We start from the raw sequence: 15,710 nt of genomic DNA, 5'->3' as shown, positions 1-15,710 counted from the left end.
CAGTTCTCCGCAGGGTTGAGGTGCAAACGGGGGCCTGGGCCGACTCACGACGGCAGGTCGCGGGCAGAGGCTGGAACGTTACTGGGGAATAGCGGCTTTGCGCGCCTTCTTGCGCAGGGCGCTTGGTGTCTCACCGGTGTGCTGGGTGATGAAGCGAGTGAAATAGGCGGCGCTGCCGAACCCCAGTTGGGCGGCGATGTCGCGCATGGCCAGATCGCTTGAAATCAGCAGGCTGCGGGCCGCGTGAAGCTGCCGCTCTGTCAGCAGCGTGGCGGCAGTCTTGCCGGTTTCCGCCTTGCAGACCCGGGTCAGATGGGTCGGCGTCACGTTCAGCGCAGCGGCGTGATCCGCCATGCTGGCGTGTTCGTCGAAATAGGTTACCACCCGCTTGCAATAGGCCTGTGACAGGCGCCGCGCGGCGTTTGGTTTCACCGGGGGCAGGGGGCCGGAGGGGGGCTGACGGCGCAGCTGGATGCTGATCAGATCGGTGTAGGACTGCATGGCCCGGCGCCACAAGGCAGGATGAGTGGATTGTTCGACCGACACCGCCTCAAGCAGGCTGTTGAGACGCGCTTGCTCGACCGGGTCGTTGAACTTCAGGTGTAGCGGCTCGGGCGGCATCGACACGGGCGCGGTGGCAGGCACGATCAGGGCCTGACCCAGGCATTGGCGTCCGAATTCCACTGACCACAGATTGCCGGCCGGAAAGAACAGCGCCGTATGCGCGCCAAACCCGCGCCGGTGCCCATCCATCAGAAAACGACCCTGTCCGCGTGTGATCCAGATCAGCACATGCTCGGCGCGATCATGCGCAAGTTCTGTTTGCCAAGGACCGTCTGGGTAGAGACGCGAAAGCGGCGAAACGTGAAGATCTTCGGCTGGTTTCGGGTCGAATGGCATGAGATGTTACATAGATTTACTTAAACTTTATCGATGTAACAGCGCATGAAAATGTGATTCTGGCAAGTTCCTGCCGAAGAAGGTTAAAAATTGATAAATTTGTGCCTCTTACCTGCACCTGCCGTTTAGCTGAGCTGATAGCCGATCTCGGGGGAGATTTTCCGCCATTTCTCCATGCGGGCACGGAACCAGGTGCGCTGCCGTTTGGCGAACCGGCGGGTGGCAATCGCGGCGCTTTCCTCCGCCTCCTCCAGCGTCATTCTGCCAGTGGCATAGGCCATGAGTTCCGGCGCGCCGATCGCCTTGCAGGAGGGCAGTTTGGGATCGAACCGATCTCGCATGGCCTCGACTTCATCCATGGCCCCCTGATCCAGCATGGCGCGGAACCGTTTGCGGATGCGTGCCTCCAGCCAGTCCTTACTGCTTTCCAGCACCAACGCACTGCAGGCGTCAAGCGGCAGGGGCGGCGGCGGGGTGTCATCCTGCCAATCGGCCAGCGCCCGTCCCGTTGCGGTCAGCACCTCCCAGGCGCGCTGCACGCGGGCACGGTTCTGCACATCGATGCGGGCCGCGGTCTGGGGATCAAGCGCCGACAGCAAGTCTTCGAGCGACATCGAATCGCCCTCGGCCCGGACTTCTGCAGGTGTGGGCGGGATTTCAGCCATACCTTCGGTCAAGGCACTGAAATAAAGGCCGGTTCCGCCGACGATGATCGGCCGCTGCGCTCCTGACAGCAGCGGCACCACCTCCCGTAGCCAGTGACCGGCGGAATAGGGCGCATCATAGGCCACATGCCCATAAAGCTGGTGCGGCGCGCGGGCTTCTTCTTCGGCAGAAGGGCGGGCGGTAACGATCCGCCAACAGTCGAACACCTGGCTGGCATCGGCGTTGACCACCACACCGCCTTGTTTTTCCGCAATTTCCAGCGCGAGCGCGGATTTCCCTGAGGCCGTTGGGCCAGCGATCAGAACAGGCCTATCCGGATCGATGCGAAGTTCTGTCATGTCAGCCTGTCCTCACCGAGGGCGGATTTGTTATACTCCGGGGAAGAAAAGGCGCCTGGCCTGCATTGATCCTGCCGGTGATTTGCTTCATTTTGCGGCGCAAATTAACCCCGTCATATTCCGGAGCGCAACATGCCCCAAGAAATCGAAACACCGGCCGCCACTTCGGCCGTTGCCTATAAACGTGTCATGCTGAAAATCTCTGGGGAGGCGTTGATGGGGGATCAGGGCTTTGGCCTGCATCCGCCGACCGTGGAGCGGATCGCCAAAGAGGTTAAGTCGGTACACGACATGGGCGTCGAGATCTGCATGGTTATCGGCGGCGGCAATATCTTCCGGGGCCTGTCCGGCGCTGCGCAGGGCATGGAACGCACCACAGCTGACTATATGGGGATGCTGGCGACCGTGATGAACGCCCTTGGCATGCAGGCCGCTCTGGAATCGCTTGGCGTCTTCACCCGGGTGATCAGCGCTATTCCGATGGATCAGGTCTGCGAGCCCTATATCCGCCGCCGCGCCGTGCGCCACCTTGAGAAGAAGCGGGTCTGCATCTTCGCGGCCGGCACCGGCAACCCCTATTTCACCACCGACACTGCGGCAACGCTGCGCGCCAATGAAATGGCCTGCGAGGCGATCTTCAAAGGCACCAAGGTCGATGGCGTCTATGACAAGGATCCGGTGAAGTTCGACGACGCCAAGCGCTATGACACCGTCAGCTATGACGATGTTCTAGCTAAACGTCTGGGCGTGATGGATGCCTCGGCGATTGCTCTGGCGCGCGACAACAGCCTGCCGATCATTGTCTTCTCGCTGGATGAGCCAGGCGGGTTCCGCGGTATTCTGGCTGGCGAAGGCACCTACACCAAGGTTCAGGGCTGAGCCGCAGGTGGTTTGAAAATGGCAAAAGACGCGTGTTCCGGCAGGAGGCGCGTCTTTTCGTTTATGCAAGGGGTTGCGAGCCGGTATTAACGCTGTGGCTAGCTTCTGCCATCGGGCAGAGTGGCCGTCAGCGGGCCGAGATTGCTATACAATCTTGCGACAATCGCTTATGAGCGGTGTAAAGACCGCCTCAAGTCAGGGGAGAGAGCAGAATGTCTGATGATTTTGAACTGGATACCGACGATCTGAAACGTCGCATGGATGGCGCCATGGCCAACCTGCGCACCGAGTTTGCCTCGCTGCGAACCGGCCGTGGCTCGGCTTCGATGCTGGATCCGGTGATGGTAGATGCCTATGGCTCGATGACGCCGATCAACCAGGTCGGCACCGTCAACGTGCCGGAGCCGCGCATGGTGACGATCAACGTTTGGGACAAATCCCTTGTTGGTAAAGTGGAAAAGGCGATTCGGGAATCCGGCCTTGGTATCAACCCGCAGCTGAACGGCACCATCATCATGCTGCCGATTCCGGAGCTGAACGAAGAACGCCGCCGCGAGCTGACGAAGGTTGCCGGCCAATACGCTGAACACGCCCGTGTGTCGGTGCGCAACGTGCGCCGCGATGGCATGGATCAGATCAAGAAGGCCAAGGCCGACGGCATGTCCGAGGACGACCAGAAGTTCTGGGAAAGCGAAGTTCAGGATCTGACCGACGCGATGATCAAGGCCGTGGATGAGGCGCTGGAAAACAAGCAAGCCGAAATCATGCAGGTCTGACGCCCGGATATGGTCAGCAATACCGACACGGCGCCTTCCGAGGGCGCGTCCGAAGACGGCACGGGGCAGGGCCCACGCCATGTTGCCATCATCATGGATGGCAACGGCCGGTGGGCACAGTCCCGTGGCCGCCCGCGTCTGTTCGGGCACCACGCAGGCGCCAAACGGGTGCGGGAAATCGTCGAATGCTGCCCGTCCCTGGGCATCAAGTATCTGACCATATTCGCCTTTTCGACCGAGAACTGGAAACGGACGCAGGTCGAGGTCGCGGGCCTCATGAGCCTGTTCCGCCGCTATATCTCCAAGGAGATGAAGGCGCTGGCCGCACGTAATGTGCGGGTGCGTTTCATCGGGGATCGGGTGCGGCTTGATGCCAAGCTGATCCAGTTGATGGATCAGTTGGAAGAGGAAACCAAAGGTAATGACGGCACCAATCTCACAATTGCCCTGAACTATGGCGGGCGGGACGAGGTGGCCCGCGCCACGAAACGGCTGGCGCAGGATGTTGCGGCTGGAAAACTATCTCCTGACGATGTGGACGAGGAAACCCTGCCGAAATACCTCGATACCCATGTGCTGCCGGATCCCGATCTGGTGATCCGCACCAGCGGTGAGGCACGGATTTCCAACTTCCTGCTGTGGCAGTCTGCCTATGCGGAGTATGAATTCATCGACACGCTCTGGCCGGATTTCACCGCCGAAGAACTGGGGCGCCTGTGCCGGGGCTATGGCGCCCGTGACAGACGTTTTGGCGCGGTGAAGACATGAGCGCGGGACGTTGGTCCGACCTGATGCCGCGCTTGCTGTCTGCGGTCGTCATGCTTGTGGTAGGCGCCGTGGAAATCTGGCTGGGTGGCATCTGGTTTGCGCTGCTCATCGCTGCCGCTTGCGGTGGCATGATCTGGGAACTTGTCCGGATGCTGGCGCCCGAAAAGACCGGACAGGCGCTGCAACTGGGGGCAATGTCAGCCATTGCGGTGCTGGGCGCGACCCTGCTGCCGCCGGTCTGGGGTATGCCCTTGCTGGTTTCGCCTATTCTTGGCGGTATGTTTCAACTGCCTGTTGCTGCCCGCCTGCGTTTTGGCTTGTTTGGTCTCTGGATCGTTTGCGCCGGCTTTACCTTTGTATGGCTGCGCAATGAAATGGGGGCCCCTTGGCTGTTGTGGCTGATCGGCGTTGTCGTCGCCACCGATGTAGCAGGCTATTTTGCCGGTAAGATGATCGGCGGGCCAAAGCTTTGGCCGCGTGTCAGCCCCAAGAAAACCTGGTCCGGATCTTCGGCTGGCTGGATCGCTGCGGCGATTGTCGGGGCCTTTTTCAGCGAAGCCTCGGGGCTGGGCATGGGCGCGATTGTCCTGTCGGTTGTCATGTCGATGGCTAGCCAAGCGGGCGACATCGCGGAAAGCGCTCTTAAGCGGAAGACCGGCGTTAAGGATTCCAGCGCGCTTATTCCCGGTCACGGTGGCCTTTTTGACCGGTTCGACGGGATGCTCGGGGCGGCGGCGGCCTTCCTGATCTTCGTGACATTTCTGGGATAGCCTTGTAGGGCATGACCATGCGTAAAATCTCTATCTTCGGCGCCACCGGCTCGATCGGGCAGAACACCATTGACCTGATCCGGCGCGATCTGCGCGCCTATGACGTAGTGGCACTGACGGGCGGTGCCAATATTGCCCGGCTTGCGGCGGATGCCATCGCGCTCAAGGCTGATATTGCGGTAACGGCCTATGAGGAGCGCCTGCCGGATCTGCGCGCCGCGCTGGAGGGCAGTGGCGTGGAGGCCGCAGCGGGAGAGGCTGCCCTGATCGAGGCGGCAACCCGTCCGGCGGATTGGATCATGTCGGCCATCGTTGGCGCCGCCGGTCTTGCGCCGGGTCTCAAGGCGCTTGAGCAGGGCACCACGCTGGCGCTGGCCAACAAGGAATCGCTGGTCTGTGCAGGTGGCCTTTTGATGCAGACCGCGCTGCGACATGGCGCCCGGCTCTTGCCGGTGGATAGCGAACATTCGGCGGTGTTTCAGGGGCTGGTCGGTGAAGAGATTTCAGCAGTTGAGCGGATCATCATCACCGCATCCGGTGGCGCGTTCCGCGACTGGCCGCTGGAAGATCTGCAAAAGGCAACCCTAGCCGAGGCGTCCTCTCATCCGAACTGGGACATGGGGCAGCGCATCACCATCGACAGCGCATCAATGTTCAATAAGGCGTTAGAGGTTATTGAAACCAAAGAATTCTTTGGTGTCGCGCCAGAACAGGTTGAGGTTCTGGTGCATCCCGAATCGATGGTGCATGCGCTGGTTGGCTTTCGCGATGGTGCGCTGATGGCGCATCTGGGCGCACCAGATATGCGCCATGCCATTGGATACGCGCTGCACTGGCCCGAGCGAAAGGACCTGCCGGTTGCGCGGCTCGATCTGGCGGAAATCGGTCAGCTGAATTTCACGGCTCCGGATACGGCGCGGTACCCGGCGCTACAGCAAGCCTTTGATGTAATGCAGCGCGGCGGTCTGATGGGTGCCGTCTTCAACGCAGCCAAGGAAAAGGCGCTGGATCTGTTCATCGCGGGACAGATCGGGTTCACCGAAATGGCCGAGGTAACGGCCGCGGTTCTGGAGCGGATGGAGGCACAAAGCGGCCTTATTGATTCCGCAATGACCCTTGATAACGTCACTGAGATTGACCATCTCGCCCGACAAGAGGCAGAGCGCGCCGCAGCGGAACGCAGATAAGGTAAGAACTTGGATATCGTGACCCTACTCCCGCAGTTTGGCGGCTTTCTCTACACTATCGGCAGTTTTGTTGTCGCGCTTTCGGTGATCGTCGCCGTGCATGAATACGGCCACTACATCGTTGGCCGGTGGTCCGGTATCCATGCGGAGGTTTTTTCGCTGGGCTTTGGTCCGGTGTTGTTCAGCCGCGTCGATAAGCGCGGCACCCGCTGGCAGATCGCGCTGTTGCCCTTTGGGGGATATGTGAAATTCCTTGGCGATGCAGATGCGGCTTCGGGCAAGGACAGCGGCGCGATGGAGGCGGCGGCCAATGATCCGACGCGCCTGCGCCAGACCATGCACGGTGCCCCGCTTTGGGCGCGCAGCGCTACGGTTGCTGCCGGACCGGTGTTCAATTTTGTGATGTCAGTGATCATTTTCTCGGTTCTGGCGATGACGCAGGGAACCCTGCGCGATCCGCTGGCTATCGGCACCTTGGTGCCGCTGCCCGGCATCGAAAACCAACTGCGCGAAGGCGACGAATTGGTCGCAATCGAGGGCGTTGCCATCCCGGACGAGGCCGGAGCCATGTCCTGGGGGGAATTCCGCGACCAACTGCCGATGGTGCAGCCGATGGAGTATCAGGTGCGCCGGGATGGTCAGCTGGTCTCGGTTCAGGGCCCGTTCCTGTCGCCGCCGCATGTGCGGGCCGTTGCGCCGCGCAGCGCTGCATCGGATGCCGGGCTTCAGGCCGGAGATGTCATCACCGGCGTCGATGGAGAACCGATTTTTGCCTTCGATCAGCTTAAGCAGACCGTCGAACAGGCCGATGGCCGCGTACTGCTGTTGGATGTCTGGCGGCAAGGGCAGGAGTTGGAGCTTGCGCTGGCACCACGTCGCACGGATGAGCCGCAGCCCGACGGAAGTTTCGCGACCCGTTGGCGGATTGGTGTGGTCGGCGGTCAGGCCTTTGAGCCCGCAACCGAAGTGGGCGGCGTCGGCGAATCCCTGGTAGCAGGGGCGTCGCAGGTTTGGTCAGTGATCGACATGTCGATTTCGGGCCTGACGCATATGATTACCGGCGCCATCAGCACCTGTAACCTGTCAGGGCCCATCGGGATCGCGGAAACCTCCAGCGCAATGGCAAGCCAGGGCGCGGTCAGCTTCATCCGCTTCATCGCGGTTCTGTCGACGGCTGTTGGCCTCCTGAACCTCTTCCCGGTGCCAGCGCTGGATGGGGGGCATCTGGTGTTCTACGCCTATGAGGCGGTCACAGGGCGTCCGCCCAGTGATGGAGTCATGCGGATCCTGATGACCCTTGGCATTGCGATGATTCTGTCGTTGATGGTCTTTGCACTCGGCAACGATCTTTTCTGTTAAAATTTAACGCACTTGTTGTGGCGCCCGCCTCCTGGAAGGGGCAGGTGCCCAACTGTCGCCATATTCCGGCATTAACCCTTTCTCAATCTGCTACGCCCGCAGCGCAGCCTTGCGCGCGGCATCGACTGGGGAAAGGAAGTCACCATGCACGCTCTGATGAGTACGGATAATGGCCTGGGTCTTTTGATGCGCCTGAATTGGGATCGCGCACTGTCGGTCGTGACGATTTTTCTCGCTCTGACTGCGGGTGCCTGGTTCGGATCCCTTTGAAACCATGGGGATGCGGCGTTTGCGCTGCGCAACGCGTCGGTCACCCGTGCTCAGTCTGTGCGCATCTTCATGCCCCGGAGTGATTTCTTAGTTTTGACAACGGTCAGTAAACCCGGTACGCACAGTTAAAAGCTGCTTAAAAAATCGGATTATGACTGATGGTTCGGGGGAAGGTCGTGGGTACATCCTGCGGTGTGCGCACAAAACGCACCAATATACTGTATAGAAGCGTATCGAGCGCCGTATTGGCTGTTGCCTTGGGATTTGTCCTGACGCCCAGTTTCGCATCGGCGCAAAGCTACCAGTTCAATTTGGTCCGGGTGGAGGGCAATCAGCGCATCCAATCGGATACGATCGTGTCCTATGCGGCGCTGGAACGGGGAAAACCGGTCAGCGCTGGCCAGTTGAATGACGCGTATCAGCGTATTCTTGACAGCGGTGTTTTTGAAACCGTTGAACTGGTGCCAAGCGGCAACTCTCTGATCATCAAGGTCACAGAGTTCCCGACGATCAACCAGATCAATTTCGAAGGTAACCGGCGGATCAAGGATGACAAGCTGGCCGAGCTGATCGAATCCGCGCCACGCCGCGTGTTCCGCGCCGCGCAGGCGGAACGGGACGCCGAGACCATTGCTGCCGCCTATGGGGCGCAGGGACGTTTGGCCTCGCGGGTGACGCCGCGCATCATCCGCCGTAGCGACAATCGTGTCGATCTGGTGTTTGAGATTGCCGAAGGCGACACCATCGAAGTCGAGCGCGTTTCGTTTGTCGGCAACAAGGTCTATTCGGATCGGCGTCTGCGCCGGGTTCTGGAAACCAAGCAGGCTGGTCTCTTGCGGACCTTCATCAACAAGGACACGCTGATCGAGGACCGCCTGCAGTTTGACCGGCAGGTGTTGCGCGATTTCTACCTGTCGCGCGGCTATGTGGATTTCCGGGTCAACAGCACCAACGCCGAAGTCACTCGGGAGCGTGACGCCGTCTATCTGGTCGTCGATGTCACCGAAGGCCAGCAGTTCGAGTTCGGCAATATCTCGGTGACCAGCGAAATCGCTGAGGCCGATGCTGACCTCTACCGCTCTGCGTTGAAAGTCAAACCGGGCGTGACCTATTCGCCGCTGATTGTTGAACGTTCCATCGAGATGCTGGAAACGCTGGCAACGCGTCAGGGGATTGATTTCCTGCGCGTTGAGCCGCGGGTGACCCGCAACGACCGCGATCTGACGCTGGATGTTGAATTCGCAATGGTGCGCGGGCCGCGTGTGTTCGTCGAACGCATCGATATCGAAGGCAACACGACAACGCTGGACCGGGTGATCCGCCAGAAGTTCCGCTCGGTCGAAGGCGACCCCTTCAATCCACGTGAAATCCGGGATGCCGCAGAACGGATTCGTGCGCTTGGCTTCTTTGCCAAATCAGACGTGGACGTCCGGGAGGGCAGCTCCGAAAGCCAGGTGATCGTAGACGTGAACGTCGAAGAGCAACCGACCGGTTCGTTGAGCCTTGGCGGCGCATACTCTGTCAACGACGGCTTTGGGGTCAACGTTGGCCTGACCGAGAACAACTTCCTGGGCCGCGGTCAACGCCTGTCTTTCTCGATCGCGACGGCTCAGGAATCGGAAGAGTACGTTCTGGGCTTTACCGAGCCGCATCTGCTGGGACGCGATCTGAAATTCGATTTGGACCTTGGTGTGTCCGAAACCGATTCTAGCTATGCGGAGTATGACACCTCCCGGGCGTTCTTCCGTCCCGCGCTGACCTTCAATGTGACCGAAGATACCACTCTGGAAGTGCGCTATACTTGGGCCGACAGTGAGATGATCCGCCGCGATGACGTGAGCTTTGTCGGAGGGACCTACCCTGTGGCGGGCCCTGTGATAAGAAGTGAGATCAATCAAGGCAGCAAAACGTCCAGCTCCCTTGGGTTCACATATACCTATGACAGCCGTCTAACCGGACTCGACCCCAATATCGGTTTCACCATGCAGGTGGGCGCTGATTATGCCGGGCTTGGCGGGGATAGCGAATACCTCAGAACCACGGCGAAGCTGGTCGCACAGCGCAAGATCCTCAACGAGGAAGTCACGCTTCGGGCGACTTTGGAAACGGGCTCGCTGCACTGGATGGGCGACGATTACAGCCGCTCGATTGACCGGTTTGTTCTGACCCCCAGCGTTATGCGAGGGTTCGAACCCGGCGGGATCGGGCCTCGGGATACTGCGCCGCGGGCTGATGGCGGAAGTTACGACGATTTCCTCGGCGGCAACGTCTATGCCGTTGCACGTTTTGATGCCGAATTCCCGCTGGGCCTGCCTGAGGAGTTGGGGCTGCGCGGTGGTCTTTTCTACGATGTCGGCAACCTTTGGGGCCTGCAGGACGTGGACACACCGGCCAGCGGTGGTTTCGTCGTCGGCCGTAACGGCTCTTTCCGGCACGTGGTCGGCTTTTCCGTCCTCTGGACGACGGCCTTTGGCCCGTTGCGGTTCAACTTTTCCAATGCGGTCAAGAAAGAAGACTTTGACAAGGAACAAAGTTTCGATCTGACCTTGCAGGCCCGGTTCTGACCCGGTGATGCAGGCAAGGCCGACGTGTATATCAAAGAGGGCGCCGACCGGCTGGTCGGCGCCCCTTTATCTGGCGCGCCGGGGGCTTGTTATGGGCCTGTTGCTGTGCCTGCCTTTGACCGCTGGAACAGCTTTGGCCCAGTCAACGGCTATTGGAACACCCACGCCTTTCAATCTGTCTCTCGGCCAGGAAATGCAGATTGGCGCGCCGCAAAGTGGCATTCTGACGATTCAGCCCGACCGTCTCTTCTCCGAAAGCGCCTTTGGCCAGCGTGTCACGCGTGAGCTGGAAGCCGAAGGTGCCGTGCTCACCGCCGAGAACCGCCGTATCGAAGCAGAGCTGCGCGCCGAAGAGCAGGACCTGACTCAGCGGCGGCCCTCTATGGAGCCCGAGGCGTTTCGCACGCTTGCGGATGCCTTTGATAAAAAGGTGCAGGAGACCCGGCGCACGCAGGATCAAAAACTGCGCGAGATCACTCAAATGGGCGAAACAGCCCGCCGGGAGTTCTTTGTAGCCTCTTTGCCCATCCTTCAGGGGATCATGCGTGACAGCGGCGCCGGTGCCATTCTGGATAACTCTTCGGTTTTCCTCAGCTCTGAGGCCGCGGATGTGACGGATCTTGCGATCACGCGCATCGATGCCGTTCTGGGAGACGGGGCAGACCTTGAAAGCCAGTCGTCTGACCAGTGAAACAGGTCTGACCGGTGCCTGACATCGGCGCGGTGCGCTTGCCCAGACCGTTCCCGCTTGGTAGTGACGCAGGACATATAAAAAAACGGGATACCCGCCATGACCGCCGATCTGAAAAGTGCCGATATTCACCTGATCCAGCGCATTCTGCCGCATCGTTACCCGTTCCTGCTGGTCGACAAAGTGATCGAAATCGACGGATACACTTCGGCGCATGGGATCAAGAACGTCACCATGAACGAACCGCATTTTCAGGGCCACTTCCCCGGCACGCCGATCATGCCGGGCGTGACCATCGTCGAGGCGATGGCGCAAACCGCTGGCGTCATGCTGGGTGTGGGCATGGATATGGTCGATACCGACCTGCTGATCTACTTCATGAATATCGACAAGTGCAAATTCCGCCGCAAGGTGATCCCGGGCGACGTCCTGGACATGCATGTCGAAACCCTGCGCGGGAAGAAAGGTGGCAAGATCTTCAAGTTCAAGGGCGTTGCCTCGGTCGATGGCGAAACCGCTGCCGAGGCTGAATTCTCGGCCATGGTCGACATTCAGAAGGATTGATCGCGATGAGCCAGATCCATCCGTCGGCGGTGATCGAACCGGGCGCCACCATTGGTGAGGGCTGCGAAATCGGCCCGTTCTGCATGGTCGGCGCTGACGTCACCCTTGGCGAAGGGGTGGTTCTGAAATCCCATGTGGTGGTCACCGGCGAAACCGAGATCGGCGCAGAGACGACGGTGTTCTCCTTCGCAGTGATCGGTGAGATTCCGCAGGATCTGAAGTTCAAGGGAGAGAAAAGCCGGACCGTGATCGGTGCGCGCAACCGGATCCGTGAACATGTGACCATCAATGCCGGTACCGAAGGTGGCGGCGGGGTGACCCGGATCGGCGATGACGGCTTGTTCATGGCCGGTTGCCACATAGCCCATGACGCGCAGATCGGGGATCGGGTGATCGTGGTCAATTCTGCCGCCGTCGCAGGTCATTGCGTGATCGAGGATGATGTGATCATCGGTGGTCTTTCGGGTATCCACCAATGGGTGCGTATTGGGCGCGGCGCTATCATCGGCGCGGTGACCATGGTCACAAATGATGTGATCCCCTACGGGCTGGTACAGGCCCCGCGCGGAGAGCTGGACGGGCTTAACCTTGTCGGCCTGAAACGCCGCGGTGTGTCGCGGGCAGATATCACCGCCCTGCGCGCCGCCTTCCAGATGCTGGCACAGGGGGAGGGCACCTTTCAGGAACGCGCCCGGCGCCTTGGTGAGGAAACCGACAGCGCTTATGTGCAGGAAATCATCGCCTTTATCACCGGTGCAAGCGACCGGTCGTTTTTGACACCTGGGGGATGATCGCATGATCGCTCTGATCGCGGGGCGCGGTGCGCTGCCGCTTGAAATCTGCAATCGCCTGTCCGAACGACCGCTGGTCTGCTCCATGGCGGGGTCCGAGCCGGATGCGCTTGATCCGGAAATCACCTTTCGGCTGGAACAGCTGGGCAGTTTCCTCGCCCGGCTGAAGTCCGCAGGCGTAACGGAGATTTGCCTGGCGGGGGGCGTGTCGCGCCCGGCCATTGATCCTGCGGCCATCGATGCCGAAACCTTGCCGATGGTGCCGGTGTTGCAGGCTGCGCTTGGCGCAGGGGATGACGGCGCATTGCGGGCGATCATGGAGCTTTTTGAGTCAGCAGGCTTTGCTGTACGGGCTGCGCATGATGTGGCGCCGGATCTATTGATGCAGCCAGGGGTGCCGACCCGTATTCAGCCAGGTGAACTCGACAAGGCAGACGCGGCCCGGGGAACAGAAATCGTTGCCGCGATGAGCGCGGCGGACATTGGCCAGTCCTGCGCGGTGCGGTCGCGGCAAGCGGTTGCGGTGGAAACGGTCTTTGGCACCGACTGGATGCTGGAGACCTTGATCCGCCGTCCGGACGGGCAGGGCGGAGTGATGGTCAAGGCGCCGAAGACAGGACAGGACCGGCGCGCCGATCTGCCTACCATTGGCCCTGCGACGGTGGAAAAGGCCGCAGCAGCCGGTCTGTCCGGTATCGTGCTGGAGGCCGGAGGCGTGATCGTGCTGGAGCAGGAGGCGGTGATTGCCACCTGTGACCGTCTGGGCCTGTTCCTGTGGCTGCGCGACGCAGCATGAGCCTCCGGGTCTTTATCCTGGCCGGGGAGCCTTCGGGGGATCGGCTGGGCGCGGCCCTGATGGAAGGGCTGAAAACGCTAGCCCCCGATGTTTCATTTGAAGGGGTTGGCGGTACCCTGATGGCTGAGCAGGGGCTGCAGTCCCGGTTTCCGATGGACGAGCTGTCCGTCATGGGCCTGGCCGAGGTTCTGCCGAAATACCGCCATCTGAAACGCCGTATCCGTGAAACCGCCGATGCTGTGATCGCCATGCGCCCTGATGTGATGATCACCATCGACAGCCCGGATTTTTCGCTGCGCGTGGCGCGGCTGGTGAAACAGGGCAGCGACATCCGTACCGTGCATTACGTGGCACCGTCCGTCTGGGCCTGGCGGCCGGGCCGGGCGCAGAAGATGGCCACCTGCATCGATCACGTGCTTGCGCTGCTGCCGTTCGAGCCGCCTTATATGGAAGCCGCCGGGATGGACTGCGATTTTGTCGGCCATCCCGTAGTAGCAGAGCCAAAGGCGACAGCAGAAGAGATCGCCGCGTTGCGCCAGACCTGTGACCTTGGCGATGCGCCGATCCTTTTGGCCTTACCGGGGTCACGGCGGTCAGAGGTGGGGCGCTTGGCGCCCGTTTTCGGGGCCGCGCTGCGGGATTTCGCAGCGGCCTATCCCGAATACCGAATCGTGGTACCGACCGCCGGTCCGGTGGCTGAGTTGGTGCGCCAGCACGCCAAAGATTGGCCACAGGGCACTGTGTTGCTCGACCCGACCGGTCTTGACCCGGCTGTTGCCGAGGCGCGCAAACGAGCGGCCTTTGCCGCGGCGGATCTGGCGCTGGCGGCTTCGGGCACCGTGTCGCTGGAGCTAGCCGCCGCACGCACGCCCATGGTGATCGCCTATCGCTTCCAATGGCTGACCTGGCAGATCATGAAGCGCATGGCCCTGATCGATACGGTCACACTCGTCAATCTGGTGAGCGAGACCCGCGTCGTGCCGGAATGCCTTGGGCCAGATTGCACCCCGTCGCGGATCGCCGGGGCGCTGGCAGATGTCCGTGCCAACCCTGAGGCGCAGCAGGAAGCCATGGGGCTCACCATGGAGCGTCTGGGCGAGGGCGGGGAGGCTCCGGGCCTGCGCGCCGCCCGCGCGGTTCTGGCGCGCCTTTAGTAGCCGCGCCAGATCCAGCCGCCGCCAAAGATGCGGCTACTTTCGGTGTCATAGAAAACGCAGGCCTGTCCGGGCGATACGCCTTCTTCGGGCGTCAACAGCTCAACCTCGGCCGTGGTTTCGGACAATGGACGGATAATCGCCTCACGCGGGGGGCGGGTCGAGCGGACTTTCACCGCGACATGCCATTCCTTCCGACTGGTAAAGGGTTCGTCGCCCAGCCAGTTGATTTCCCGCACAGGCACGATTCGGGTGGCCAGCATGTCCTTGGGGCCGACGACCACCTGTTTCTTGTCCACATCAAGCCGCACCACATAGAGCGGCTCGCTGAGGCCACCGATGCCAAGGCCGCGGCGCTGGCCGATGGTGTAGTGAATCACCCCGGTGTGCTTGCCCAGAACGCGCCCATCCGCATGAACGATCTCTCCCGGATCAGCCGCGCCGGGGCGCAGTTTCTCGATCACGCTGGCATAGTTTCCATCAGGTACGAAACAGATGTCCTGACTGTCGGGTTTGTCGGCCACCGCCAGCCCATAGCGGGAGGCCATCTCGCGGGTGGCATCCTTGGAGGGCAGATGCCCTAGCGGAAAGCGCAGATAGTCCAGCTGTTCCGGCGTTGTTGAAAAAAGGAAATAGCTCTGATCCCGGTTGGCATCCTCGGCCGAATGCAGCTCGGGGCCGTTGGGGCCCATCTTGCGCTGGATATAGTGACCCGTCGCCATGCAATCGGCCTCGAGATCCTTTGCGGTCTCCAGAAGATCCTTGAATTTGACCCGTTCATTGCAGCGGATGCAGGGCACTGGCGTCGCCCCGGCCAGATAGCTGTCGGCAAATTCATCGATAACGGCATCCTTAAATATGTTCTCATAGTCGAGAACATAGTGCGGGAACCCGCGCTCTTCGGCGACTCGCCGCGCATCGTGAATGTCGATCCCAGCGCAGCAGGCGCCCTTCTTGGCCAGGGCCGCGCCGTGGTCGTAAAGCTGCAGCGTGACGCCCACCACATCATAGCCCTGATCGGCCAAATATGCAGCAACAACAGAGCTGTCGACGCCGCCGGACATGGCAACAACCACCCGCGTTTCCGAGGGCGGTTTGGCAAAGCCAAGCGAATTCAGCGGGCCATCGGTATCCAGCGCCATAGGGCGACTCCTTAGTTCAAGGGAAAGGCGTTGCAGAATATAGGAAAATCCTAACGACTCTCAAGTGTGTGGTTCACGCGCCATTAAGGACAATG

The 15,710-nt window shown here is 60.8% G+C and carries 16 protein-coding genes; 13 read left to right on the top strand and 3 right to left on the bottom strand.

Annotation, left to right across the window (positions count from 1 at the left end):
* Positions 1-78: 78 nt before the first annotated feature.
* Complete coding sequence (locus C6W91_RS03890; protein WP_274827999.1) at positions 79-900, bottom strand: helix-turn-helix domain-containing protein; 822 nt, start codon at positions 898-900, stop codon at positions 79-81.
* Positions 901-1,025: 125 nt separating this feature from the next.
* Positions 1,026-1,904, bottom strand: a complete 879-nt coding sequence (miaA, locus tag C6W91_RS03885; protein ID WP_274828000.1) for a tRNA (adenosine(37)-N6)-dimethylallyltransferase MiaA — start codon at positions 1,902-1,904, stop codon at positions 1,026-1,028.
* 132 nt (positions 1,905-2,036) lie between these two features.
* Here miaA and pyrH point away from each other — a divergent pair, with 132 nt between their 5' ends.
* From pyrH to lpxB, 13 genes are all read left to right on the top strand, one after another.
* On the top strand, positions 2,037-2,783 hold the full coding sequence (gene pyrH, locus C6W91_RS03880; RefSeq protein WP_065273425.1) for a UMP kinase: 747 nt from the start codon (positions 2,037-2,039) through the stop codon (positions 2,781-2,783).
* A 212-nt stretch (positions 2,784-2,995) separates the two neighbouring features.
* Complete coding sequence (gene frr / locus C6W91_RS03875; RefSeq protein ID WP_065273426.1) at positions 2,996-3,559, top strand: ribosome recycling factor; 564 nt, start codon at positions 2,996-2,998, stop codon at positions 3,557-3,559.
* A 9-nt stretch (positions 3,560-3,568) separates the two neighbouring features.
* Entirely contained in the window at positions 3,569-4,327 is a 759-nt protein-coding gene (locus C6W91_RS03870; RefSeq protein ID WP_065273427.1) for an isoprenyl transferase, read from the top strand.
* Positions 4,324-5,097 carry a phosphatidate cytidylyltransferase gene (locus C6W91_RS03865; protein ID WP_274867538.1) on the top strand — a complete coding sequence of 258 codons (774 nt, stop codon included), beginning with the start codon at positions 4,324-4,326 and terminating at the stop codon, positions 5,095-5,097. The genes C6W91_RS03870 and C6W91_RS03865 overlap by 4 nt, the downstream gene beginning before the upstream one ends.
* Positions 5,098-5,114: 17 nt before the next feature.
* On the top strand, positions 5,115-6,284 hold the full coding sequence (dxr, locus tag C6W91_RS03860; protein WP_274867537.1) for a 1-deoxy-D-xylulose-5-phosphate reductoisomerase: 1,170 nt from the start codon (positions 5,115-5,117) through the stop codon (positions 6,282-6,284).
* Between the two features lie 9 nt (positions 6,285-6,293).
* Positions 6,294-7,643, top strand: a complete 1,350-nt coding sequence (rseP, locus tag C6W91_RS03855; protein WP_274867536.1) for an RIP metalloprotease RseP — start codon at positions 6,294-6,296, stop codon at positions 7,641-7,643.
* A gap of 144 nt (positions 7,644-7,787) precedes the next feature.
* Positions 7,788-7,913 (top strand): hypothetical protein, encoded by a 126-nt coding sequence (locus tag C6W91_RS03850; protein WP_274828005.1) that lies wholly within the window; start codon positions 7,788-7,790, stop codon positions 7,911-7,913.
* 158 nt (positions 7,914-8,071) lie between these two features.
* Entirely contained in the window at positions 8,072-10,477 is a 2,406-nt protein-coding gene (gene bamA, locus C6W91_RS03845) for an outer membrane protein assembly factor BamA (protein WP_274867535.1), read from the top strand.
* A 91-nt stretch (positions 10,478-10,568) separates the two neighbouring features.
* Positions 10,569-11,168, top strand: coding sequence for an OmpH family outer membrane protein (locus C6W91_RS03840; protein ID WP_370570444.1), 600 nt, complete (start codon positions 10,569-10,571; stop codon positions 11,166-11,168).
* A 99-nt stretch (positions 11,169-11,267) separates the two neighbouring features.
* On the top strand, positions 11,268-11,732 hold the full coding sequence (gene fabZ / locus C6W91_RS03835; protein WP_065273432.1) for a 3-hydroxyacyl-ACP dehydratase FabZ: 465 nt from the start codon (positions 11,268-11,270) through the stop codon (positions 11,730-11,732).
* A 5-nt stretch (positions 11,733-11,737) separates the two neighbouring features.
* Positions 11,738-12,523 (top strand): acyl-ACP--UDP-N-acetylglucosamine O-acyltransferase, encoded by a 786-nt coding sequence (lpxA, locus tag C6W91_RS03830; protein ID WP_274832145.1) that lies wholly within the window; start codon positions 11,738-11,740, stop codon positions 12,521-12,523.
* A gap of 4 nt (positions 12,524-12,527) precedes the next feature.
* Positions 12,528-13,319: an LpxI family protein gene (locus C6W91_RS03825; RefSeq protein ID WP_274867534.1), complete on the top strand. Its 792-nt coding sequence runs from the start codon at positions 12,528-12,530 to the stop codon at positions 13,317-13,319.
* Positions 13,316-14,473, top strand: a complete 1,158-nt coding sequence (lpxB, locus tag C6W91_RS03820; RefSeq protein WP_274867533.1) for a lipid-A-disaccharide synthase — start codon at positions 13,316-13,318, stop codon at positions 14,471-14,473. The genes C6W91_RS03825 and lpxB overlap by 4 nt, the downstream gene beginning before the upstream one ends.
* Here lpxB and mnmA read toward each other — a convergent pair.
* Positions 14,470-15,615, bottom strand: coding sequence for a tRNA 2-thiouridine(34) synthase MnmA (mnmA, locus tag C6W91_RS03815; protein WP_274867532.1), 1,146 nt, complete (start codon positions 15,613-15,615; stop codon positions 14,470-14,472). The genes lpxB and mnmA overlap by 4 nt on opposite strands.
* Positions 15,616-15,710 lie beyond the last annotated feature (95 nt).

It is taken from the genome of Phaeobacter sp. SYSU ZJ3003 (assembly GCF_041300735.1).
Lineage (GTDB): Bacteria > Pseudomonadota > Alphaproteobacteria > Rhodobacterales > Rhodobacteraceae > Phycobacter > Phycobacter gallaeciensis_A.
The sequence above is the reverse complement of the archived record's forward strand: the minus strand, read 5'-3'. Positions and strand labels throughout refer to the sequence as shown.